The following is a 20328-nucleotide window of genomic DNA, read 5'->3' as shown; positions in this document are numbered from 1 at the left end:
CAGTTGCGCTCGCGTCACACACCACGGTCTACCGGATCAGGACCCGCCGCGAAGGTGAATCACACAGATTGATCACGACCGAATACGTGCCCTAGTAGCGGTCCGCGAGGTGGCCGTAGCCGCCGGCCGTCCAGACCCGGCGGCGCAACTCCCGGAGGCTGAAGGCCGCCGGTCCCTGCCCGGCGCCGGGTGAGAAGTGGGCGGTGCCGCAGCGGGCGCAGTACCAGGCCTGGGACCAGAGACGTTCGGCCTGGGGACGGCCGGCGAGTTCGCGGTTGGCGTTGACGCGGAGCAGTGCGGCGGTCACGAACAGGGCGATCGCGACGACCAGGCCGATGCCGGAGAGCGTGTAGAGGGTGCCGGTGTCGGGGGACGAGGGGGACAGGGCCGGCCCGGTCGAGAAGTTGATCCTGACGAACGCATCCTGATCGCTCTGGGCTTCGGCGGCGAAGAAGGCGCCGACGGTCCCGAAGAGGGCGAGGACGCCCAGCACGACCGGAGCGCGTTCGGGGTGGCGGTCGGGGGCGGGGGCCAGCGCCCGGGCGAGTTCGCTGATGACCACGCGGGTCTCGGTGTGCCGGCGGTCGTCCATGTGCGAGCGGACGGTCTCCGTGCTCCTTCCGGCCCGGTAGACGGCCGGTACGCTGCGGACCTGGTCGACGAGCCTGCAGCTCGGACACGGTTGCAGGGCCGGTGGTACGGGCATGGCGTCGTACGGTCCGATCACGGTGTCCCCCCGGAAGCCGTTCGGCCGTTCGGCCGTCGGTATTCGCTTGGCACGCACCCCGCAGCGATCCGGTTGCGGCTCAACCTGCCGGGATTTCCCGCGCGTTGGCGATCGATCAGTCCTGCCCGGGATCCCAGCCGAGGGCGGGTCCGAGGCGGGTCGCCAGGTCGGTGAGGATCTGCACGTAGTCCTGGTGCTCGACGGTGAACGGCAGGGCGAAGGCGACCTCGTCGACCTCGCGGTAGCCGGCGTGGGCGTGCAGCCGTTCGACGAGTTCCTCGGACGTCCCGACCAGGTCGGGGGCGAACAGCAGCCGGGCCGGGCCCTGTGGGGCGAGGGTGCGCGGGGTGCGGGCGCGGGCGTAGGCCTGGTACCTGGCACGCTGCTCGGGGGTGGCGCTGTCGGTGGGGATGACCACCAGGCCCTGGGAGACCCGGGCGCGTTCGCCGTCGGGGTGGCGCTCACGGAAGGCGCGGATCTGGGTGGCCTGGATGGTGGCGAAGTCGAGTGGGCCCTCGTCGTCCTCCGCCTTCACCACGCTGCTGGTCAGCAGGTTGAGCCCCTGCTCGCCGGCCCAGCGGGCCGAGCGCAGGCTGCCGGCGCCGTACCAGAGCCGGGAGGCCAGGCCGGGGGAGTGCGGCTGGACCCGGCGGGAGTACACCTCGATGCCCTCGGTGCCGGCGAAGTCGGAGGCGTCCTCGCCGCGGACCAGGGCGAGCAGCCGTTCGGCGCGTCCAGGGCCGAAGTCCTCCTGCTCACCGGTGTCCGGGTAGAGCGCGTCGCGCACGTGCTCGTAGTGGGTGGGCGGGCCGACGCTGAAGCCGGGGTTGAGCCGGCCGCCGGAGAGCACGTCCACGGTGGCCAGGTCCTCGGCGAGGCGCAGCGGGTTCTCCCAGCCGAGCGGGGTGACGGCGGTGCCGAGCTGGATGCGGCTGGTGCGCTGGGTGGCCGCGGCGAGCACGGCGACCGGGGAGGAGATGCCGTACTGGAGGTGGCGGTGGCGCAGCCAGGCGCTGTCGAAGCCGAGCCGCTCGCCGAGGGTGATGAGGTCGAGGGTGGACTCGTGGCCCCGGCGAGGGTCCGCCTCGTCGAAGAGCCCGATGGTCAGGAAGCCGAGGTTCCGCAGTGGGCGAGGGGCCGGCGACATAAGGGGCTCCGCAGGGTGAGGGGGCGGCCCCGGGTGGGCCGGTCGGGTGGTGCGTTCCGAACGTACGCAGCCGCCCCGCTGCCCGACAAGATCGGCGCGCGATCCGGACACCGGCCCGCAATACGGCGCAATGCGGCGGTCACATGCGCGGGCTACCACCCCGTCGAGCAGGGTGGGAGCCCGCGCGCCCGGATCGTGTCCGGGCCGGCCGTCAGCAGCTGCGCAGCTCCGGGCTCTGGTTGCGGATCTGGTTGTGCAGCGAGGTGAACTCGCGGTACGCCGCGCCGTCCTCGGCGCCCGGGCGGAATGCGCCGACGCGGTGGCAGTTGACGAAGGCGAGCTTCACCCCGAAGTGGCTCTCCAGACTGCCCCGGATCGCGTTGCTGGCGAGCGCGCGCAGCAGCTGGGCGCGCTGCTCGTCACTGGGCGTGGTGTTGTCGGTGGTGAACTCGGCGCCGCCGGCCGCGAGTTCGGTGCTGAGCCCGGCGACGACCTGGTAGGCGTACGGGAGCGAGGTGCGGACGGTGTCGAGGAAGTCGGCCTCGTCGACGCGGCCCTGCTGGGCCTGGGCGAGGAGGGCGGGGGAGACGTCGAGCGACATGGAGGTCCTCTTTCGGGGATGCGTCGGGCTTCGACCCGTGGCGGGCAGCAGTCACCCGCACCGGTTATCGAAGATGAAAACCATTGCAAGAAAGACTCTCCCGGTCGCCCTGATGCCCTGTCAAGCGCCGCCCCCCGAAGGGCTGACGGCGGGGGCGGGTGGCCGTATGGCGTCATCGCGGTCCGGTGGGTGAGCTCTGGAAAAACTTGCCATTCTGGAAATCTTGCCGTGGCGGCAAGATTTGCCCTACGCTGCTCGCATGGCACCTGCAGACGAGGCCCGCACGACCGGGCAGCCCGGACTCCGCGAGCGAAAGAAGCGGGAGACCCGGGTCGCGCTGAGCCAGGCGGCGATCCGGCTCTGCGTCCTGCACGGCTGGGACAACGTGACGGTCGATCAGATCGCCGCCGAGGCCAACGTCTCGGTTCGTACCTTCCGCAACTACTTCGCCGGCAAGGCCGAGGCGATCGCCGCCAGTCACCTGGAGCGGATGCTCCGAGTCGCCGACGACCTGCTCGCCCGCCCGGTCGGCGAAGGGCTGTGGGACTCGCTGCTCCACGCCGTCCAGGGACAGTTCGTACCGCCGGACAACTCCGCTTCGCAGAACGATCGTTGGCGTGAGGGGGTGCGGCTGATGCTGGCCGAACCCGCGCTGGCCGGTGAGATCGTCAAGGCCAACGCCGCCGCCCAGCAGGAGTTGGCCAAGGCCATCGCGCAGCGCACCGGGACCGACATCGAACGCGACGTCTACCCGAAGCTGGTCGCGTCCGTGGTCGCGGCCGGCAGCGCAGTGGCCGTCGAGCACAGCCTGCGCGCCGACGAACCCGTGCAGCTCGGCGCGGTGCTGGCCCAGGTCTTCGAGCAGCTCGCCGCCGGCCTGCCCGTCCCGTAGCGCAGAGCGGCGACCAACTCGCTTCCGGTGCCACCCTTTCCCGTTCGCACCAAGGAGACGTGACCGTGACAGCCGACGTGATCATCGTGGGAGGCGGCCCCAACGGGCTGATGCTGGCCTGCGAACTGAGTCTGGCCGGCATCCACCCGATCGTGCTGGAGCAGCTCCCGCAGCCCAGCACCGAACCCAAGGCCAACGGCCTGCTGGGCCAGGTGGTGCGCCTGGTCGACCACCGTGGCCTGTACGAGCCGCTCAGCGGCAGCCCGGAGCCTCCGCAGCCGAACTCCGCGTACTTCATGTTCGCCGCCATGGGCCTCGACCTCGGCCTGCTGGACGCCAGTCCGGTCTTCGGCCTGGCCGCCCCGCAGCACCGCATCGTCGAGGTCCTGGAAGAACGCGCCCGCACACTCGGCGTCGACCTGCGCCGCGGACACCGGGTCGGCGCCGTCGCCCAGAACGAGGACGCCGTCACCCTCGACGTCACCGGTCCCGACGGCGACCAGCAGCTGCGCGCCCGCTACGTGGTCGGCGCGGACGGCGCGCGCAGCGTGATCCGCAAGCTCTCCGGGATCGCCTTTCCCGGTGTCAGCTACGACCGCCGCACCAACCGCACCGCCCACGCCACCGTCCCGGCCGACTGGGTCGACCCGGTGAACGGCGCCCTGACAATTCCCGGTTACGGGTCGGTCCTGCCCTTCCTGCCCCACCGCACCGACCAGGGCGGCTTCTCCTACGCGCCGTTCCCCGGCCGGCCACCGCTGGTCAGCACCACCGAATGGGACCAGCCCGCGACCGACGAGCCGATGACCCTGGCCGAGATGGAGTCGAGCATCCGTCGGGTCCTCGGCGCCGACCTGCCGCTCGGCCCGCCGGACGGGCCGGACCCGCATGTTCTGCGGCGGCTGACCGGCGGCAACACCCGGGTCGCCGACCGGTTCCGCGACCGGCGGGTCTTCCTGGTCGGCGACGCCGCCCACGTCTACACCTCCGGCGGCGGCCCCGGGCTGAACCTCGGCCTGCAGGACGCCGCCAACCTCGGCTGGAAGCTCGCCGCCGCGCTGCGCGACACCGCCCCGCCCGGCCTGCTCGACACCTACGACACCGAGCGCCGCCAGGCCGCCCGCCGCATGGTGCTCAACGCCGAGGCACAGTCCGCGCTCACCGCACCGGGGAGCGACACCACCGCCCTGCGCGAACTCTTCGCCGAGCTGCTCACTCGCAAGGAGGTCGTCCAGCACCTCGCCCACCTCACCGCGGGCACCGACGTGCGCTACGACATGGGCATCACCGATGCCCACCCCGCAGTCGGCTACTTCGCTCCGGAGTCGGAGCTGATCACCGGGACGGGAAAGGTCCGGCTCGCCGAACTCGCCAGGAGTGCCCGACCGCTGCTGATCGATCTGACCGAGGATCAGTCGCCGGCGGCAGTGCTGGCGGAGGATCAGGATGCCGTCGACCTCGTCATCGCGCAGGGCGGCCCGGCCGGCCTCACCGGTCTGCTGATCCGCCCCGACGGCTACGTGGCCTGGGCCTGCGGCTCACCCCGCCCCGACCCGGCCGAGCTGGCGGCGCTGCGGGCGGCCGTCCAGCGCTGGTTCACGGTCTGAGCAGCAGCAGCCCTGGCCCCGGTTCCCGCGCCCCGGCCGCGCGGGGGACTGGGGCCGGCCCGACTCCGGATCGGTCGGGCCGGCCCGGGAGCGGTCACGCGTTCGCGTCGTGGACCCGTGAGCCGCGCAGGTAGGTCGCCGGCACGTTCGTCTCGTGGATCCGGCGGGCGTCGACATCGAACAGGTTCTGCGAGAGGACGAGGAAGTCCGCGGACACGAATCCCATGTGGAGCAGCTCGGAACCGAACCGCTCGGACACCGACAGCAGCTCCTTGCCCCCTGATCCCGGGTTCCGCGAGCAGGGGGCGCGCCACCGTGGACGCCACGACCCTGAGGGTGAGCGCACCCTCGGCCTCCAGCGCCGAGAGCGTGCGAAACCGGGACCGTCCGGGGCGGGCTCCGTCAGCCGTTCCGGACGGCCTCATTCGCCGCCGCGTCGACGCGGCCGGCCCGCAGGAGCCGGTGGCCGAGGTCGATCAGGGCCCGGGCGGCGGCGTACTCGTCGCCGATCTCGGGCACGGGCGGGTCGTGGGGATTGCGGTGGGCGGTGGTACGGCTCTCCAGGGTGGTGTCACCGGTGTCGAGGACGGCGTGGACCTTGGTGGCGTCGCCCTCCTCGAAGAGGTCGAGGCGCAGGGTCCAGCGCTTGGTGCGCATCGGTGTCGGGGTCTTCGTGGTCATCTCCGGCTCCAGGGTCTGCCGGGCCCGGAGCGGTGTCCGGGCCCGGACGTGGGGATCAACCACCCCGGGTTATCTCGATCTTGCGGGCGGGTTTCGCGGCCTCGCCGATCGGTGCCCGGATGGTCAGGACGCCTCGGTCGTACGACGCGGTGACGTCCTCGTCGCGGACGCCGGCGGGGAGCCGGACGCTGCGGCTGAACGAGCCGTAGCGGAACTCCGAGTGCTGCTCGTCCTTCTTCTCCTCGGCGCGTTCGGCCTGGACCGTCAGCATGCCGTCGTCGACGCTGATCGAGATGTCCTTGTCGGGGTCGACGCCGGGGAGTTCGGCCTTCAGCTGGTAGATGCCGTCGGCCACCGACTCCTCGATGCGGATCATGTGCGTGCCGCGCGGCAGGCGGAGGTCGGTGGGGAAGTCCTCGAAGAGGTCCGGCAGCGAGGGCCACCGTCCGCCGAACGGGAATCTTCTGCGCAGGTCACTGGCCATGATGGCCTCCAGAGAGGAGATGGGGTCGTTTCCGGGTGCAGTCGGGGCCCGGGGGTGGGGAGCGGGCCTCCGTATCCAGCAGACCGCTGCCGGGAGCGGAACGGCAGGGCCGTTCGGCCCACCACTGGGCCCCGTCGGAACCGGATGAATGCGGCCGTGCATGCCGCTTCGGTCATGGCCGGTCCGGGGCGTCCGGCGGACTCGACGGCCACACTTCGAACGCCTGAGAGAATCCCGTCGGGGGGCCGGCGCGGAAACGGGCGCGGATCAGCTTCGAGACCTTGGCCACGGCATCGGCTCTGCCGTCGAGCTCCACTTTCACCGAGTCGGCACCGACGTCTGCGTGGGCGACCGGTTGTGCGGGGGCCTCCGTGATCGGCGCCGACGTGTCCACCTGCCAGCGGGTGTGGACCACCTGGTCGGCGAGTGAGACGTAGTCCCTCGCGGTGCCAGGACCGGGGACAGCGATCAGCCTGAACGACTGCCCCACCGTATCGGCGACCACGTTCGCCACGGATGGCGCACCGGAGATCGACATGTGCACCATGGCGCTCGGTTCCCGTGAGGCACTGGCACCGGTCATCGCTCTCCTCCGGAGTCGGTTCTCCTCCAAGGGTCTGCCAGTGCCGGGACTCCCGCATCCGTTCGGTGCGGGTGTCCCGCCCCTGTCCGCCGCCGGCGGCTCGGCGTCGACCCAGGCGCCTGTGGGCGCGACAGCCATGGCACGTCGTGTCCGGCTCGGTTCCCTGGCCGCCGGATCTCCGGCGGTGTAACGTTCTGATCAAGCAGTCGTGGTTCCGAAGTTCTCGCCCGCGGTTACATGCCGTGGGCGTTTTTGCTGGTCAATGCCTCTCCGGACCAAGGCGATCACCTCCGGGCCCGCACCCGTGGGACCCGATCAGTCCCCACGAAGGAGAAGCACATGGCTACCGGTACCGTGAAGTGGTTCAACGCCGAGAAGGGCTTCGGTTTCATCGAGCAGGACGGCGGCGGCCCTGACGTGTTCGCCCACTACTCGAACATCGACGCCCAGGGATTCCGTGAACTCCAGGAGGGCCAGAGGGTGACCTTCGACGTCGTGCAGGGCCAGAAGGGCCCGCAGGCGGAGCACATCCGCCCCGCCTGACCTCCTGCACACGAGAGGGCGCCCCGCACGGATCCGCGTGCGTGGCGCCCTCCCGTCTCCGCCAGTAGCGAGCCGCACCCTCCACGATGGCCGCACCCGGAGGTTCGCAGGGCCCGTCCCCGACACCTGCCGAGTACACCCGCGCGCCGACGACCGGATGCACAGGGTGCCCGGGCAGGCCACGGTGGGGGTATGGATCTCATCGCACTGCTGGAGCTGGACGGACCGATGAACATACGGATCCTCACAGCCGACAAACAGCCCGCCACGCTGAAGGCACCCGTCGTCCGGGTCCACGTCGCCGCCGGCACACCCACCCCGGCACAGCTCACCCTCTGCGGGCTGTCGACCCGCGACATGCAACCCGACTCACCCCACCCCGTCGCACCGGGTGACCCCTGGTGCCCGCCGCGCTGGCACCGGCACGCCTGCCCGGTCTGTGACACCGCCGTCACCAGCCTCGCCGGGAGCGGCTCGCCTGCTGACACCACCGGCCCGGGGACCGCAGCGACGACTGCCGACGCGGCCCGGAAGGGCCGCCGAGACACGGGATGACGGCTCCGTCCGCTCCCGGGACCCGGCCCCACGCGGAGGAGCCCGAACAACCGCCGGGAGTCGAACCGTGGAACGCAACCGCTACGCGGACCTCCTGCGCGTGGGGGCGATCGGCACGGTCGTTCTGGGCCACTGGCTGCTGACGAACCTTACCTACCGGAACGGGCAGCTCGCGGGCCAGGACGCGCTGCAGTACGTGGCCTGGGGACGCTGGCTCACACTGCTCTTCCAGGTGATGCCGGCCGTCTTCCTGGTCGGCGGCTTCGCCAACGCGGCCTCCTGGACCGAGCACCGCCGACGTCAAGGGGACTGGGCGAGCTGGGTGCGCCGACGTGGCCTGCGGCTGCTCTGGCCCACCACGGTGTACGTGGCCGCGGCCTTCCTCGGCGTCACCGTGGCCCGGGCAAGCGGCGCGGGCGCGGGCGAACTCGCGCAGACCGGCTGGTACATCGCCCTGCACCTGTGGTTCCTGCCGGTCTACCTGCTGCTGATCGCCCTCACTCCCGTGCTCCTCGCCGCGCATCACCGATGGGGCCTGCGGGTGCCCTTCGTGATGGCGATCGCCGCTGCGGCCGTGGATCTGGCGGTCCTGGGCCCGGGACTGCCGGTGGTCGGCTTCGCCAACTACCTGTTGGTGTGGGGCTCCATGCACCAGTGGGGATTCGCCTGGCACGACGGTCGACTCACCTGCGGCCGGCGTCCGGTCGTGTTGGCTGCGGCCGGTGCGGTCCTCCTCGCGGGCCTGCTGGCCTGGGGACCGTTCCCGGTGGACATGATCGGTACCGGCAGCCGCGCCGGCAACACCACGCCGCCGTCCATCGCCCTGCTCGCCTTCGCCGCGACCCAGTGCGGCCTCCTCCTGGCGGCGGAACCGGCCGGGCGGCGTCTGCTCGCCACAGCGGAGCGGCAGGACCGGCTCGCCCGCCTCAACCGGGCGGTGATGACGGTCTACCTGTGGCACCCCATTCCGGTGGTGATCGTCGCGATCATGTTCTACCCGCCCGGGATCGCGCCCCAGCCCGCCATCGGCGCCCGGCAGTGGTGGGTGCTGCGCCCGCTCTGGGTCACCGTCCTGGCCCTGCTGCTCGTCCCACTGGTCCTGGCCGTGCAACGGGCGCAGCGGCCGCTGCGCCGCCTCGCCGCCGGCCCGGGAGACGGCGGGCGGATGTCGGCCGCTCTGCTCGTCTGTGGTCTGGCCGCGGTTCTGCCCGCGCTGGCCCGACTGGCCGTCAACGGCCTCGCCCCGGCCGGGCAGCCCGCCGGGGCCGTCCTCGCGCTGTACGTCGGCGGGTTCCTGCTGGTGCTGTTCTCCCGCCGCCGGCGCTCTCGGCGGGGTCGGCCTCGGTGCGCCGGGCCCGGGGCGCGAGGTCCGACGCCGGGGCGAGATGGGCCGTGAACCACCGCGCGACCGAGTCGGCGGCCTCTTCGAGTGCCCCGGTCCTCGAACGGGTGGGTGGCACCCGGGATGACCACGAGCCGGTTCTCGCCGTGGAGCCGTGACCGGGCCTGCCGGTCGAGTCGAGGAGCACGGGGGATCGGCTGCCCCGGGTGTCCCGGTCCTGCGGTCAGGTGGCGGGCTCCCGCAGGGCACTGCGGGAGACCGGCACCAGCAGGTCGAGGAGCCGCTGGACGACGTCGCGCAGCAGGTCGTCGACGGTGAGCATGCCGACCGGGCGGCTGCCGCCCCGATCGTCACCGTGGACGCCGACGACGACCTGGACACCGCCTACCGCACGTTCCGCGGCACCGGCGTCCGCCGCCTGCCCGTCGTGGACGGCGGTCCGCCCGCAGGCGGTGTGCGGCAGCTGCTGGGTGCCGGTGCGGGATTCGTCGGTCAGCACGGACGGTGCCTCCGCTCGTCAGGGCCCGGGGCGGTGGAGCGGGCCTGTGTTCCCAGCAGACCGCTGCCACGGGCGGGGTGGCAGGGCCGCTCGGCCCACCACGGGGCCCCATCGGCTGGGCCCCATCGGCGGGACCGTCCGGGGGCTGCCACCCGCTCCGACCGCATCGCCGGTTGCGACCGAGCGGGCGGGGCAGGGCCTGCGACCCCGGGCCGCAGGCCGGGAGCCCGGACGGGTGGGGCGGCACTACTCCGGGACGAGCACCGCGACGCCCGTCACCCGGTCCGCGGCGAGGTCCGCGAGCGCAGCGTCCGCCCGGCGAGGGGGGTAGCGGCTGACGTGGACCGACGGGCGGGTGCGGGCGGCCTCCGCGAGGTAGGCGCGTCCGTCGGCCCGCGTGTTGGCGGTGACGCTGCGCAGCGTGCGCTCCTGGAAGAGGTGCCGCTGGTAGTTCAGCGCCGGGATGTCGGTGAGGTGGATGCCGGCCACGGCGAGCGTGCCGCCGCGGTCGAGGGCCGCGAGGGCGACCGGCACCAGTTCGCCGACCGGGGCGAAGAGGATGGCGGCGTCCAGCGGTTCCGGTGGTGGGTCGTATGAATCGCCGGCGAACGTGGCACCCAGGTCCAGCGCCAGCCGCCGGGCCGCCGCGGCCCGGGTGAACACGGCCACGCTCGCGCCTCGGGCGAGGGCGAGCTGGGCGGTCAGGTGCGCGGAGGCGCCGAAGCCGTAGATGCCCAGCAGCCCGCCCGTCGGCAGTTCGGCGCGTTCGAGGGCGCGGTAGCCGATGATCCCGGCGCACAGCAGTGGGGCCAGTTCCTCGGCGGGCGGGCCTTCGGGCAGCCGGTAGGCGAAGCGGGCGTCCGCGGTCAGGTGGCCGGCGTAGCCGCCGTGCCGGTCCCAGCCGGTGTAGCGCGACTCGGGGCAGAGGTTCTCCCGCCCGCTGCGGCAGTACCCGCAGCTGCCGCAGGTCCGGGCCAGCCAGGCGACCCCGGCCCGGTCCCCGACGGTGAACTCCTCGACCTCGGCCCCGGCGGCCAGGACGTGCCCGACCACCTCGTGTCCGGGCGTGCACCGCGCCACCCTGGGGGAGAGGTCGCCCTCCGCGAGGTGCAGGTCGGTGCGGCACACCCCGCAGGCCTCCACCTCGACCAGGATCTCCCGGGGCCCGGGAGCCTCCAGGGCCCGCCGCTCCCACATCAGCGGGCCCGGTCGTGGCCCGTCGACCGGCCCGGGGCGGTCCACCACCCAGGCCCAGGTCTCCGTCGGTAGGGGTTCCGTCGTGGTCATCGCGGCCTCCTGCCTGTCCACCGTGCTCCTGGCCGTCGGGGCCGGGATCGCCCGGGATCAAGTCTCCTGCTCCGCGGCCGACACCGCCCGCTTCATGAGCGGCTCCAGGCCACCGACCAGGCCGACGCCCTCCCGGCCGAGGTCGGCGAAGCGGAGGACACGGCGCATGGCTGCCTCCGGGCGTGCGCGACGATCCCGGCGGCCGTGTGTTCCCCGATGCCGAGGGCGTGTGCCAGCCGGCGGGCGCTCCAGCCGTGCCGGTGCGGGCGGATTCGGGGGCGAAGGCGCGGACGTACGGCGGCGGACAACCGCACGGCGCAGTTCGTCCGAACCCCGGGCAAGAAAGGGGAAGCTGGCGGGTTGTCACCAGGGCGGAAGCGAGCTGAATCCCGTGTTCAACGCCCACCTTCCCTGACGGGCCGAACGACCGGTGCTCTCCTCCGGCGCCTCAAGTGGCCCACGACGCGCCGGAGTCGTGGGCCATCGGGCCCTGGCCTGGCGCCGCGACCTCCGGGCGCTGCCGGGAAACGGCGGCCGGACAGGGGAGTAGAACGGCGCTGTGCGGGAAGACGTCCTGTCAAGTTCCGTGATCGAGGAGGTGAGGGAGATGGCCGTGATCAGGGTGGTCAAACGTCCTTCGGGGCCGCGGCGCCCGCAGCCGCCGTTGGACCTGCGCACCCCCTCGGGGCGCCCACTGCCGTACTGACCGAGCCTCCCGGGTGCGTCGAGCGTGCCTCCAGGAGGCCGTGCCGTTCTTCAACGACAGCCTCATCACCCGTGGTTGAGGCGACGACCGGGTCGACCATCCGAGTCAGGTCACCGGCTCTCTCCGTAGCCGCCCCCGCCCGGCGTGCGGATCTCCAGGGCGTCGCCGGCCGCGACCTCGGCGCTGCCGCACCCGGGCAGGTCCTCGGCGGTCCCGTCGGTGCGCAGGACCCGGTTGGCGCCGCACGCGCCCGGGGAGCCGCCGGCCAGGCCGTACGGGGGCACGCGGCGGTGACCGGTGAGCAGGCTGACGGTCATCGGCTCGCGGAAGCGCAGCCGCCGCAGGACGCCGTTGCCACCGTGGTGGCGCCCGGTGCCGCCGCTGTCCGGGCGGACGGCGAACTCCTCGACGAGGACCGGCAGACGCCACTCCAGGACCTCGGGGTCGGTGAGGAGGGAGTTGGTCATGTGGGTCTGGACGGCGTCCGCGCCGTCGTAGCCCGGGCCGGCGCCGGAGCCCGAGGCGATGGTCTCGTAGTACTGGTGCTCCGCGTTGCCGAAGCTCAGGTTGTTCATCGTTCCGGACCCCTCCGCCTGCACGCCGAGCGCGGCGTAGAGCGCGCCGACGATGGCCTGCGAGGTCTCGACGTTGCCCGCGGCGACGGCGGCGGGGTACTGCGGGGCGAGCATCGAACCGGGCGGCACGACGATCCGCAGCGGGCGCAGGCAGCCGTCGTTGAGCGGGATGTCGTCGGAGACGAGGGTACGGAAGACGTACAGGACCGCGGCGGTGACGACGGCGGAGGGGGCGTTGAGGTTGCTGTCGAGCTGCGCCGAGGTGCCGGTGAAGTCGATGGTGGCGCTGCGGTCCCGGCGGTCCACCCGCACGGAGACGGCGATCACGGCGCCGGAGTCGGTCTCGTAGCGGTAGGAGCCGTCGCTCAGGCCGTCGACGGCGCGGCGCACCGCCTGCTCGGCGTTGTCCTGGACGTGCCGCATGTAGGCCTGGACGACGTCGAGGCCGAAGTGCTCGATCATCGCGTTGACCTCGTCGACGCCCTTGCGGTTGGCGGCGATCTGGGCGCGCAGGTCGGCGAGGTTGGTGTCGGGGTCGCGGGACGGGTACGGCGCTTCGGTGAGCAGCCGGACGGTCTCCTCCTCGCGCAGCCGTCCGTCCGCCACCAGCGGCCAGTTGTCGAAGAGCACACCCTCCTCGTGGATCTCGCGGCTGTCGGCGGGCATCGAGCCGGGGGAGGTGCCTCCGATCTCGGCGTGGTGGCCGCGGGAGGCGACGAAGAACAGGACCTCGTTGCCGTCCGGGTCGAAGACCGGGGTCACCACGGTGATGTCGGGCAGGTGGGTGCCGCCGTGGTACGGGTCGTTGACGGCGTAGGCGTCGCCCGGGCGCAGCTGCCGACCACGCCGGTGCAGCACCTCCTTGACGGTGGTGCCCATCGAGCCGAGGTGGACGGGGATGTGGGGGGCGTTGGCGACGAGGTTGCCGTCCGGGTCGAAGAGCGCGCAGGAGAAGTCGAGCCGCTCCTTGATGTTGACCGACTGGGCGGTGGACTCCAGCCGGGCGCCCATCTGCTGGGCGATCGCCATGAAGAGGTTGTTGAAGATCTCCAGCAGGACCGGGTCGGCAGTGGTCGGGACGGCCTCCTCGGCGGTGGCTCCGGCCTGTTCGACGAGCAGGTGTCCGGCGGCTGTGACGCTGGCCTTCCAGCCGGTGTCCACCACCGTGGTGGCGTTGGCCTCGGCGATCACGGCGGGGCCGGTGACGGTGTCGTCCGCGCGCATCGACTCGCGTTCCAGCAGCGGGACCCGGTGCCACGTGCCGCCGGTGTACAGCCGGACGGTGACGGGCCCGGCCGTGGTGGCCACGGGGGAGAGGGTGTCGAGCTCCGGCTGCTCGGTGAGGCCGGTGCCCTCGACCGCGAGGGCCTCGATCACCAGCGGGCGGTCCATCAGGAAGGAGTAGGTGGACCGGTGTCGCTCCTCGAACTCGGCCCGCATGTCGGCCGGTTCGCCCAACGGGACGCCGATCGTGGTGTCGGTGCCCTGGTAGCGCAGCCGGGCCCGATGGGCCACGTCGATCCGTTCCGGCGGGATTCCCTGGTCGAGCAGCTCACCCGTGGCCGCCTGCGCCAGTTCGTCGGCGAGAGCCCGTACGGCGCCCATCTCCTCTTCCGCCACGGGCCGTTCGACGGCCTGCTCGCGCAGGACGGTGGTGTCGGCCAGGCCGATGCCGAGCGCGGACAGCACTCCGGCCATCGGCGGGACGAGGACGGTGCGGATGCCCAGCGCCTCAGCCACCGGGCAGGCGACCTGGCCGCCCGCGCCGCCGAAGGTGGTCAGGGCGTAGCGGGTGACGTCGTGGCCCTGCTGGACGGAGATCCGCTTGATCGCGTTGGCGATGTTGCCCACCGCGATCCGCAGGAAGCCCTCGGCCGCCTCCTCGACCGAGAGGTCGCCGATCTTTGCGGAGAGCTCGGTGAAGCGGCGCCGGGTCTGTTCGGTGTCGAGCGGCTGGTCGCCGTCCGGCCCGAAGACCTGCGGGAAGTGCCGGGCCTGGATGCGGCCGAGCAGCAGGTTGGCGTCGGTGACGGTCAGCGGCCCGCCGTTCCGGTAGCAGGCCGGTCCCGGGTCTGCGCCGGCCGAGTCCGGTCCGACGCGCAGGCGTTCGCCGTCGAAGCGCAGCACCGAGCCGCCGCCCGCCGCGACGGTGTGGATGGCCAGCATCGGTGCCCGAAGCCGTACCCCGGCGACCTGGGTGGTGACCACCCGCTCGTACTCGCCCGCGAAGTGCGAGACGTCCGTGGAGGTGCCGCCCATGTCGAAGCCGATCACCCGCTCGTGGCCGGCCAGCGCGGACATCCGCACCATGCCGACGATGCCGCCGGCCGGGCCGGAGAGGATGGCGTCCTTGCCCCGGAAGTGCCCGGCCTCGGCGAGCCCGCCGTTGGACTGCATGAACATCAGCCGGACACCGGCGAGCCGGGACGTCACCTGCCGGACGTAGCGGCGCAGCCCGGGGTCGAGGTAGGCGTCCACCACGGCGGTGTCCCCGCGCGGTACCAGCTTCATCAGCGGGCTCGCCTCGCTCGACAGCGACACCTGGTCGAAGCCGAGCCGCCCGGCGAGCTGCCCGATCTCCCGCTCGTGGGCAGGATGCAGGTAGCTGTGCAGGCAGACCACCGCGACCGAGCGGATGCCGTCGCGCAGGCAGCCGCGCAGGTCGGCGGCGAGCCGGTCGAGGTCGGGTGGGCGCAGCACCTCGCCGTCGGCGGTGATCCGCTCGTCCACCTCGACCACCCGGGTGTACAGCGGTTCGGGCAGCACGATCTCGCGGGCGAAGATCTGCGGCCGGTTCTGGTAGCCGATCCGCAGCGCGTCCGCGAAGCCGCGCGTGACGACCAGGACGGTCGGCTCGCCGGTGCGCTCCAGCAGGGCGTTGGTGGCCACCGTGGTGCCCATCCGGACCGAGTCGACGTCCGTTTCGAGGTCCGCGTCGGGCGGCAGCAGGGCCCGGATCCCGGCCACGGCCGGGTCGCGGTAGCGGGCCGGGTCGTGCGAGAGCAGCTTGTGGGTGAGCAGCCGGCCGTCCGGGGCCAGTGCGACCACGTCGGTGAAGGTCCCGCCCCGGTCCACCCAGAACTGCCAGCCCCTGGCTGCCATGACCGGCTCCCTCCGCCGTGCCGCGTGGCGTTCCGTGCGCGAGCAGCCCTGCGCACGAGTATCCGACCGGGCGAACTGGCGGGGCAAACGGGACATACTGGGCCTGGAGGCCGACCCTGTGGAGGCAGCGATGACGGCCGCGACGGTGGGGGTGCTGCGGGAGACCGTCCCCGCCGAGCGTCGGGTGGCCCTGGTGCCGGACCTGGTCCCGGCCGTGGGCCGGCTGGGCGTGACGGTCCTGATGGAGCCCGGCGCCGGCGTGCCCGCCGGCCACCACGACGCGGACTACCGCGCCGCGGGCGCCTCCGTGACCGGGCGGGCGGAGCTGCTGTGCCGCGCCGACGTGCTGATCGGCATCCATCCGCCGAACGTCGATCCGGTGCGCGAGCTGCGCCCGGGCCAGGTGCTGGCCGCGCTGCTGCGGCCCCAGCGGATCCCGTACCTGGTACGGCAGTGGGCGGACCGGGGCGTGACGGCGATCGGCCTCGACCTGGCGCCCGACCTGCCCGCCGCGTACCCGCTCGACGCCGAGGCCTCCCAGGCCAGGGTGGCGGGGTACCGGGCGGTGCTGCTCGCCGCCGAGCGCCTGGACCGCTGCCTGCCCCCGTGGGGCACCACGGACGGACCGTTCGATCCGGTCCGGGTGCTCGTGGTCGGCGCCGGGCCGGCGGGCCTCCAGGCGATCGACACCGCCCGTCGGTTCGGCGCTCCGGTCCACGCGGTCGAACCGCGCCACCGCGAGCGGGCCGCGGTCGCCGCCCTGGGAGCCGAACTGCTGGACCTGCCCGGGCTGCGCCCGGTGGCGGACGACCGGGAGCTGTGGGAGGCCCTGGACCGGGAGCGCCCGGCCTGGGCGGCGGGGCTGGCCGAGGCCGCCGTGCGGTACGACATCGTGGTGACGGCCCTCGCCACGCCGGGCCGGCTGCCGCCTGTCCTGCTGCACGTGGCGACGACGGCGCGGCTGCGCCCCGGCACGGTGCTGGTGGACCTGGCGGGCGGTTCGGAGGGCGGCAACGTCGAGGGCGCCCTGCCGGGGACCGCGACGCCGGACGGCGACGGAGGCGACGGCGGCGGGGCCACGGTGATCGCCGCGGGGGAACTCGCGGCGCGGGTTCCGGGGACCGCCTCGCGGGCGTACGCCCACAACGTGCTGGCGCTGCTCGATCGTCTGCTGCGGGGCGGGCCGTTCGCGGGGGACCCGGTCCTCGGCCCGATGCTGGTGACCGACCGGGGCGCCGTACGGCACGAACCCACCGGCCGGCTGCTGATGGAGGCGACCGCCGCCGCCGGCCTGCCCTAGTGACCGCCGCCGTCGGCGTGCGAGAACTGCACGGCGTGCCGGGCGATCGCCCCGGCCCGGTCGGCACACTGCTGGTAGCAGCACGACAGCAGCACGAGGTCGGTGACGTCCACCGGATCCGTCCCCCGCTCGCGGAGCAGCAGTTCGTACAGCAGCCGCTGGCGCTGTCCGACCTCGTGGAGCCCCGTCAGCACGTCCGCGACACCCTCGGGCGCCCCCGACTCCAGGACGTCGGCGGAGCGGGCGACCAGGTCCAGCGCCGCGTCCGCGAGCCCGCGCAGCGGGGCCCGCAGGCGTTCGTCGAGCGGCTCCCGCTCCTGGCGGGCCCAGGCGGCCTCCAGGAGCCGCTGCACCAGCCGTCCGAGGGCCTCCACCTCGCACCCGACGTGGACACCGACGACGACCCCGGCCCGGCCGGCGGGCGGCGCGGCCGCGTCCTCCTCGATCCGGGTCAGCAGTTCCTCCAGGGCCTTCTCCGCGGCCGGGATCCCGTCCCCGCTGTCGGCCGGGTCCGTCAGCACGGCCGTCGCGCCGCCCAGCGCGGTGTCCGCCAGCCGTACCAGGGCGGCCAGCTCGCCGATCAGGGCGCGGTACCCGTGGCCTGCGCCGTCAGACATCGCGGTCACTCCTGTCCTCCGGCCCCCGGACCAGTCTCGCCCCGATCCGGCGCAGACGCCTCGCCATGGTGGACCCCGGCCGTGCACGACGGGTGACGGACCGCTCCGGCTCCCCGCGGCGGCGAAGGGCCGGGGCTTCGAACGGGATCAGACCAGGCGCGCGCCCCAGGCACGGGCGCGGTCGAGTTCGCCGGCGCGCAGCGGTCCGTCGGTGTCCTCCACGATGAAGCCCTCGGGTTCGGCGACCACGTCGTAGTGATGGCGGGAGAGCCGGTGGGCGATGCCGTCGGCCGCGCCGCCGGCCCGGGGTATGTCGACCCGGGTGTCGAACGCGGCGGCGTAGGTGGCGGCCCCGGTCGTCGGAAGGTCGTGGAACCAGGCCCGCAGGCCCGGACCCTGGGCGGTCTCCCGCGCTTTGGCGGCGGCCTCCTCGCGGCCCTCCTTGTGGCCCTCGGCCGCGGCGGCCATCCGGCGGCTGAGCCCGGAGGACATGCCGCGCATGTGGGTCGGTCCGCCGACCACCAGCAGGTCCGCGGACCGGGTGACCTCCGCATCGGCCTCGGCCACCGGGAGGCAGTCGACGGACGCACCGGGGTCGGCGTCGTGGACGCCTTCGGCGATCGCCTCGGCGATCTCCCGGGTGTTGCCGTACATGCTCTCGTACACGATCACGGTGTGCATGGTCTCCACCTTTCGTCTCCTCCAGGATCGCCCCGGAACTCCCGTGCGGAGGTGGGCCGTTCGGCCCGGACCGGGGCGCCGGACGGGTACGTCCGCCGGTGCGCCGCGGCCGGTCGCGCCGGGGCGGTCGGTTCACTGCGGGTGAGCGGGCACCGTCACGATCGGGCAGTGGGCACGGCGCAGCAGGCCGTGGGGTACGGAGCCGAGGCGCATGCCGGTGAAGCCGCCGTTGCCGCGGCGGCCGACGACCACGGCGAGGGCGTGCTCGGCGGCCCGGGCCAGCTCCTCGACCGGGTGGCCGTGCACGAGTTCGTGGGTCACGGTCACGTCGGGGTGGTGTTCGTGGCGGCCCGTGGTGGACTCGAAGAGCATCCGGCGCAGCAGCTGCTCGGTGGCGGGCTCGTCCAGGTTGCCGACCAGTGGGCGCTGCCAGGCCCACACGACGCGCAGCGCGGCCCGGCGCTCGTCCGCGAACGCGAAGGCGAAGTCGACGGCGGGCTCGGAGGACGGGCTGCCGTCCACGCCGAGCACGACGTACGGCGGGTCCTGGGTGGTGTGCTCGGGATCGCGGACCACGACCACCGGACAGTGTGCCTGGGCGCTGACCGGGACGATCACCGAGTAGGCGCTCAGTGCCTCCGCGGCCCGGCTCAGCCGTCGGGAGCCGAGGACGACGAGCGTGGCGCGGCGGGACTCCCGGCACAGCGCGGGCGCCGGGACGTCCTCCGCCACGAAGGTGGCCACGCTCAGTTCGGGGTGGCGCTCCCGGGCCGTGGCCGCGGCCCGGTCGAGCGCCTGGTCGGCCCGCTCGCGCAGCATCTTGTGGTAGTGGCCCTCGTCGGAGGGCCGGAACTCGCGGTACAGCGACGGGACGGCGTGCACCAGCCGCAGCGGCAGACCCCTGCGGGCGGCCTCGTCGGCGGCCCAGACGGTGGGCATCGAGCCGGTGTCGTGGGCGTCGACGCCGAGCACGACGGGACGGCCGGGGTCGTCGGAACTCGCGGATGTCATGGCGGTCCTCCTTGGTTCGCCGGCCGGAGCGGCCCGCGGGCGTCCGCCGGGACGGCCGTGGGCAGCACCGTGATCAGGGGGTCGCGCAGCTGGGCGGCGACCCGGGCCCACCGCGGCACCCGCCGGTCGGCGGCGGCCTCGCTGCGGCCGCGTTCGGCGGGCAGCCGCGCGGCCTCGGTGCCGGTCGGCCCACGGGGTGAGGCGTCGGTGGGGACGGTCACGGGGGCGGCCCGTCAGTCGGCGAAGAGGTGCGGGTTGGGCGGGACGGGCCGCGGGGCCGAGGGATCGTGGCCGAAGTGGTGGATCCGGGCGTCCGGCCCGGGGAAGTACTCGGTGACCCGGTCGTCGTCCGACCAGCGCACGTCGTACGGCGGGCTGCCGTCAGGGTGGTGCAGGCCGACGATCTCGCCGTCCCTGCGGGCCGCACCCGGTCGGGTGCCCTGGACGATGATGTGGTCTCCGACGGCGGCTTTCATGCCGTCCTCCCTGGCTCGGTGCGGGACCGGGAGGCAAGGCCCCGGCCGTCCGTACTTCCATGGCACCACCGAACGCGGGCTCCGGCAGGGGCCGGACGGCCCCCGGCACCGGGCCCGGCCGGCCCGGCCCGGGACGAGCGACCCGCGGATCGAGGCCCGGAGGGCCCGGGACCGGGGCCGTCAGACCCTCGGAGGACTGCTGTCGGCTCGGAAGACTGGTCCGTGCGAGCAGGAGCTTGTCCCGGCACCGAGGAGGCGCACCGTGTCCGCCGCAGTCACCACGCACAGGCACATCGCCTCGCACACGTCCCTGCGCGGGCACGTCCGCCGCGCCACCGGCCGGGACCACAACCCGCTCTGCCGTCCGCTCGACCGCGCGTACAGCCGCCTGGTGGCCGGGACGGTCCTGATGGTGCTCGCCGGCTTCGTCCTGGCGGCGGTCGCGGCCGTGCTGACGTACCGCGCGGAGACACAGGACGCGCAGGAGGTCGCCCGCCATCGGCACGTCGTCACCGCCGTGACCACGGGCCCGGCGCAGTCGGACGACCCCCGGGCGGGCAGCGTGGGCGAGCGCGCCCCGGCGCGGTGGACGTACCCGGTGGGGCCAGGGCTCGGCTACGTCCCGGTACCGGACGGCACCGTCACCGGGACGGCCGTTTCGGCCAGGCTGGACGACGCCGGGCAGCCGGCCGGTGCGCCCAAGTCGAACGAACTGGTCGTCGCCGACGCCGTCCTGGTCGGCCTCGGCGTGGTCCTCGTGCTCGGGTTCGGTACGGAGGGCTGGTTCGCGCTACGGCGCCGCCGGCTGGACCGGTGGGCCGAGCGGAGCTGGGAGTGCGCCTGGGAGCAGGTGGAGCCGCGCTGGTCCGGGCGCCGGCAAGGGCCCGGGTGCCGCTGAGGCTCCGGACACCG

21 protein-coding genes and 1 pseudogene are annotated in these 20328 nt (G+C 73.7%); 8 read left to right on the top strand and 14 right to left on the bottom strand.

The window, feature by feature from the left end; genetic code table 11:
* Positions 1 to 91: 91 nt before the first annotated feature.
* The 3 genes from ACIRRH_RS28440 to ACIRRH_RS28430 form a co-directional block, all read right to left on the bottom strand.
* Positions 92 to 706, bottom strand: coding sequence for a hypothetical protein (locus ACIRRH_RS28440; protein WP_403073106.1), 615 nt, complete (start codon positions 704 to 706; stop codon positions 92 to 94).
* A gap of 136 nt (positions 707 to 842) precedes the next feature.
* Positions 843 to 1874 carry an LLM class flavin-dependent oxidoreductase gene (locus ACIRRH_RS28435; protein ID WP_403073105.1) on the bottom strand — a complete coding sequence of 344 codons (1032 nt, stop codon included), beginning with the start codon at positions 1872 to 1874 and terminating at the stop codon, positions 843 to 845.
* 211 nt (positions 1875 to 2085) lie between these two features.
* Entirely contained in the window at positions 2086 to 2475 is a 390-nt protein-coding gene (locus ACIRRH_RS28430; protein ID WP_403073103.1) for an SCO5389 family protein, read from the bottom strand.
* Positions 2476 to 2734: 259 nt separating this feature from the next.
* On the opposite strand from ACIRRH_RS28430, the gene ACIRRH_RS28425 reads away from it, so the two are divergent.
* Positions 2735 to 3367, top strand: a complete 633-nt coding sequence (locus tag ACIRRH_RS28425) for a TetR/AcrR family transcriptional regulator (protein WP_403073101.1) — start codon at positions 2735 to 2737, stop codon at positions 3365 to 3367.
* A gap of 65 nt (positions 3368 to 3432) precedes the next feature.
* Positions 3433 to 4974, top strand: a complete 1542-nt coding sequence (locus ACIRRH_RS28420; protein ID WP_403073099.1) for an FAD-dependent monooxygenase — start codon at positions 3433 to 3435, stop codon at positions 4972 to 4974.
* Between the two features lie 94 nt (positions 4975 to 5068).
* Here the strand turns inward: ACIRRH_RS28420 and ACIRRH_RS28415 are convergent, their stop codons facing one another.
* The 4 genes from ACIRRH_RS28415 to ACIRRH_RS28400 form a co-directional block, all read right to left on the bottom strand.
* A complete protein-coding gene (locus tag ACIRRH_RS28415; RefSeq protein ID WP_403073097.1) occupies positions 5069 to 5233 on the bottom strand; it encodes a hypothetical protein in 165 nt (54 codons plus the stop codon).
* A gap of 143 nt (positions 5234 to 5376) precedes the next feature.
* A complete protein-coding gene (locus ACIRRH_RS28410; RefSeq protein WP_403073095.1) occupies positions 5377 to 5655 on the bottom strand; it encodes a dsRBD fold-containing protein in 279 nt (92 codons plus the stop codon).
* Positions 5656 to 5710: 55 nt separating this feature from the next.
* A complete protein-coding gene (locus tag ACIRRH_RS28405) occupies positions 5711 to 6139 on the bottom strand; it encodes an Hsp20/alpha crystallin family protein (protein ID WP_403073092.1) in 429 nt (142 codons plus the stop codon).
* A 172-nt stretch (positions 6140 to 6311) separates the two neighbouring features.
* Complete coding sequence (locus tag ACIRRH_RS28400; RefSeq protein WP_403073089.1) at positions 6312 to 6722, bottom strand: hypothetical protein; 411 nt, start codon at positions 6720 to 6722, stop codon at positions 6312 to 6314.
* A 339-nt stretch (positions 6723 to 7061) separates the two neighbouring features.
* On the opposite strand from ACIRRH_RS28400, the gene ACIRRH_RS28395 reads away from it, so the two are divergent.
* The 4 genes and pseudogenes from ACIRRH_RS28395 to ACIRRH_RS28380 all read left to right on the top strand — a co-directional run.
* The gene (locus ACIRRH_RS28395; RefSeq protein ID WP_043910359.1) at positions 7062 to 7265 is read left to right on the top strand and encodes a cold-shock protein; all 204 of its coding nucleotides are present in this window, start codon (positions 7062 to 7064) and stop codon (positions 7263 to 7265) included.
* Positions 7266 to 7457: 192 nt separating this feature from the next.
* The gene (locus ACIRRH_RS28390; RefSeq protein WP_403073086.1) at positions 7458 to 7820 is read left to right on the top strand and encodes a hypothetical protein; all 363 of its coding nucleotides are present in this window, start codon (positions 7458 to 7460) and stop codon (positions 7818 to 7820) included.
* 67 nt (positions 7821 to 7887) lie between these two features.
* Positions 7888 to 9216: an acyltransferase gene (locus tag ACIRRH_RS28385; protein WP_403073084.1), complete on the top strand. Its 1329-nt coding sequence runs from the start codon at positions 7888 to 7890 to the stop codon at positions 9214 to 9216.
* Positions 9217 to 9316: 100 nt separating this feature from the next.
* A pseudogene (locus tag ACIRRH_RS28380) lies at positions 9317 to 9556 on the top strand (hypothetical protein); the annotation flags it as partial.
* 351 nt (positions 9557 to 9907) lie between these two features.
* Here the strand turns inward: ACIRRH_RS28380 and ACIRRH_RS28375 are convergent.
* Both ACIRRH_RS28375 and ACIRRH_RS28370 read right to left on the bottom strand, forming a co-directional pair.
* Positions 9908 to 10948, bottom strand: a complete 1041-nt coding sequence (locus tag ACIRRH_RS28375) for a zinc-binding alcohol dehydrogenase family protein (RefSeq protein ID WP_403073081.1) — start codon at positions 10946 to 10948, stop codon at positions 9908 to 9910.
* A gap of 816 nt (positions 10949 to 11764) precedes the next feature.
* Entirely contained in the window at positions 11765 to 15331 is a 3567-nt protein-coding gene (locus ACIRRH_RS28370; RefSeq protein ID WP_403073078.1) for a hydantoinase B/oxoprolinase family protein, read from the bottom strand.
* A gap of 130 nt (positions 15332 to 15461) precedes the next feature.
* Here ACIRRH_RS28370 and ACIRRH_RS28365 point away from each other — a divergent pair, with 130 nt between their 5' ends.
* The gene (locus ACIRRH_RS28365) at positions 15462 to 16631 is read left to right on the top strand and encodes an NAD(P) transhydrogenase subunit alpha (protein WP_403073076.1); all 1170 of its coding nucleotides are present in this window, start codon (positions 15462 to 15464) and stop codon (positions 16629 to 16631) included.
* Here ACIRRH_RS28365 and ACIRRH_RS28360 read toward each other — a convergent pair.
* The 5 genes from ACIRRH_RS28360 to ACIRRH_RS28340 form a co-directional block, all read right to left on the bottom strand.
* A complete protein-coding gene (locus ACIRRH_RS28360; RefSeq protein WP_403073074.1) occupies positions 16628 to 17248 on the bottom strand; it encodes a hypothetical protein in 621 nt (206 codons plus the stop codon). The two genes, ACIRRH_RS28365 and ACIRRH_RS28360, sit on opposite strands and share 4 nt — an antisense overlap.
* A 147-nt stretch (positions 17249 to 17395) precedes the next feature.
* On the bottom strand, positions 17396 to 17929 hold the full coding sequence (locus tag ACIRRH_RS28355) for a flavodoxin family protein (RefSeq protein ID WP_403073111.1): 534 nt from the start codon (positions 17927 to 17929) through the stop codon (positions 17396 to 17398).
* 132 nt (positions 17930 to 18061) lie between these two features.
* The gene (locus tag ACIRRH_RS28350) at positions 18062 to 18940 is read right to left on the bottom strand and encodes a universal stress protein (protein ID WP_403073071.1); all 879 of its coding nucleotides are present in this window, start codon (positions 18938 to 18940) and stop codon (positions 18062 to 18064) included.
* The gene (locus ACIRRH_RS28345) at positions 18937 to 19161 is read right to left on the bottom strand and encodes a hypothetical protein (RefSeq protein WP_403073068.1); all 225 of its coding nucleotides are present in this window, start codon (positions 19159 to 19161) and stop codon (positions 18937 to 18939) included. The genes ACIRRH_RS28350 and ACIRRH_RS28345 overlap by 4 nt, the downstream gene beginning before the upstream one ends.
* 12 nt (positions 19162 to 19173) lie before the next feature.
* Positions 19174 to 19416, bottom strand: coding sequence for a DUF1918 domain-containing protein (locus ACIRRH_RS28340; protein WP_403073065.1), 243 nt, complete (start codon positions 19414 to 19416; stop codon positions 19174 to 19176).
* Between the two features lie 262 nt (positions 19417 to 19678).
* On the opposite strand from ACIRRH_RS28340, the gene ACIRRH_RS28335 reads away from it, so the two are divergent.
* Complete coding sequence (locus ACIRRH_RS28335) at positions 19679 to 20314, top strand: hypothetical protein (protein ID WP_403073063.1); 636 nt, start codon at positions 19679 to 19681, stop codon at positions 20312 to 20314.
* Positions 20315 to 20328: the final 14 nt, after the last annotated feature.

The sequence above is a fragment of the Kitasatospora sp. NPDC101235 genome (assembly GCF_044767505.1).
Lineage (GTDB): Bacteria > Actinomycetota > Actinomycetes > Streptomycetales > Streptomycetaceae > Kitasatospora.
This window is presented reverse-complemented; position numbering and strand designations above follow the sequence as displayed.

Coding starts and splice junctions, on each gene's coding strand:
- ACIRRH_RS28365 (WP_403073076.1), top strand. CDS start 15,462: ATGACGGCCGCGACGGTGGGGGTGCTGCGGGAGACCGTCCCCGCCGAG.
- ACIRRH_RS28425 (WP_403073101.1), top strand. CDS start 2,735: ATGGCACCTGCAGACGAGGCCCGCACGACCGGGCAGCCCGGACTCCGC.
- ACIRRH_RS28375 (WP_403073081.1), bottom strand. CDS start 10,948: ATGACCACGACGGAACCCCTACCGACGGAGACCTGGGCCTGGGTGGTG.
- ACIRRH_RS28435 (WP_403073105.1), bottom strand. CDS start 1,874: ATGTCGCCGGCCCCTCGCCCACTGCGGAACCTCGGCTTCCTGACCATC.
- ACIRRH_RS28430 (WP_403073103.1), bottom strand. CDS start 2,475: ATGTCGCTCGACGTCTCCCCCGCCCTCCTCGCCCAGGCCCAGCAGGGC.
- ACIRRH_RS28440 (WP_403073106.1), bottom strand. CDS start 706: ATGCCCGTACCACCGGCCCTGCAACCGTGTCCGAGCTGCAGGCTCGTC.
- ACIRRH_RS28390 (WP_403073086.1), top strand. CDS start 7,458: ATGGATCTCATCGCACTGCTGGAGCTGGACGGACCGATGAACATACGG.
- ACIRRH_RS28400 (WP_403073089.1), bottom strand. CDS start 6,722: ATGACCGGTGCCAGTGCCTCACGGGAACCGAGCGCCATGGTGCACATG.
- ACIRRH_RS28350 (WP_403073071.1), bottom strand. CDS start 18,940: ATGACATCCGCGAGTTCCGACGACCCCGGCCGTCCCGTCGTGCTCGGC.
- ACIRRH_RS28340 (WP_403073065.1), bottom strand. CDS start 19,416: ATGAAAGCCGCCGTCGGAGACCACATCATCGTCCAGGGCACCCGACCG.
- ACIRRH_RS28370 (WP_403073078.1), bottom strand. CDS start 15,331: ATGGCAGCCAGGGGCTGGCAGTTCTGGGTGGACCGGGGCGGGACCTTC.
- ACIRRH_RS28410 (WP_403073095.1), bottom strand. CDS start 5,655: ATGACCACGAAGACCCCGACACCGATGCGCACCAAGCGCTGGACCCTG.
- ACIRRH_RS28355 (WP_403073111.1), bottom strand. CDS start 17,929: ATGCACACCGTGATCGTGTACGAGAGCATGTACGGCAACACCCGGGAG.
- ACIRRH_RS28405 (WP_403073092.1), bottom strand. CDS start 6,139: ATGGCCAGTGACCTGCGCAGAAGATTCCCGTTCGGCGGACGGTGGCCC.
- ACIRRH_RS28360 (WP_403073074.1), bottom strand. CDS start 17,248: ATGTCTGACGGCGCAGGCCACGGGTACCGCGCCCTGATCGGCGAGCTG.
- ACIRRH_RS28395 (WP_043910359.1), top strand. CDS start 7,062: ATGGCTACCGGTACCGTGAAGTGGTTCAACGCCGAGAAGGGCTTCGGT.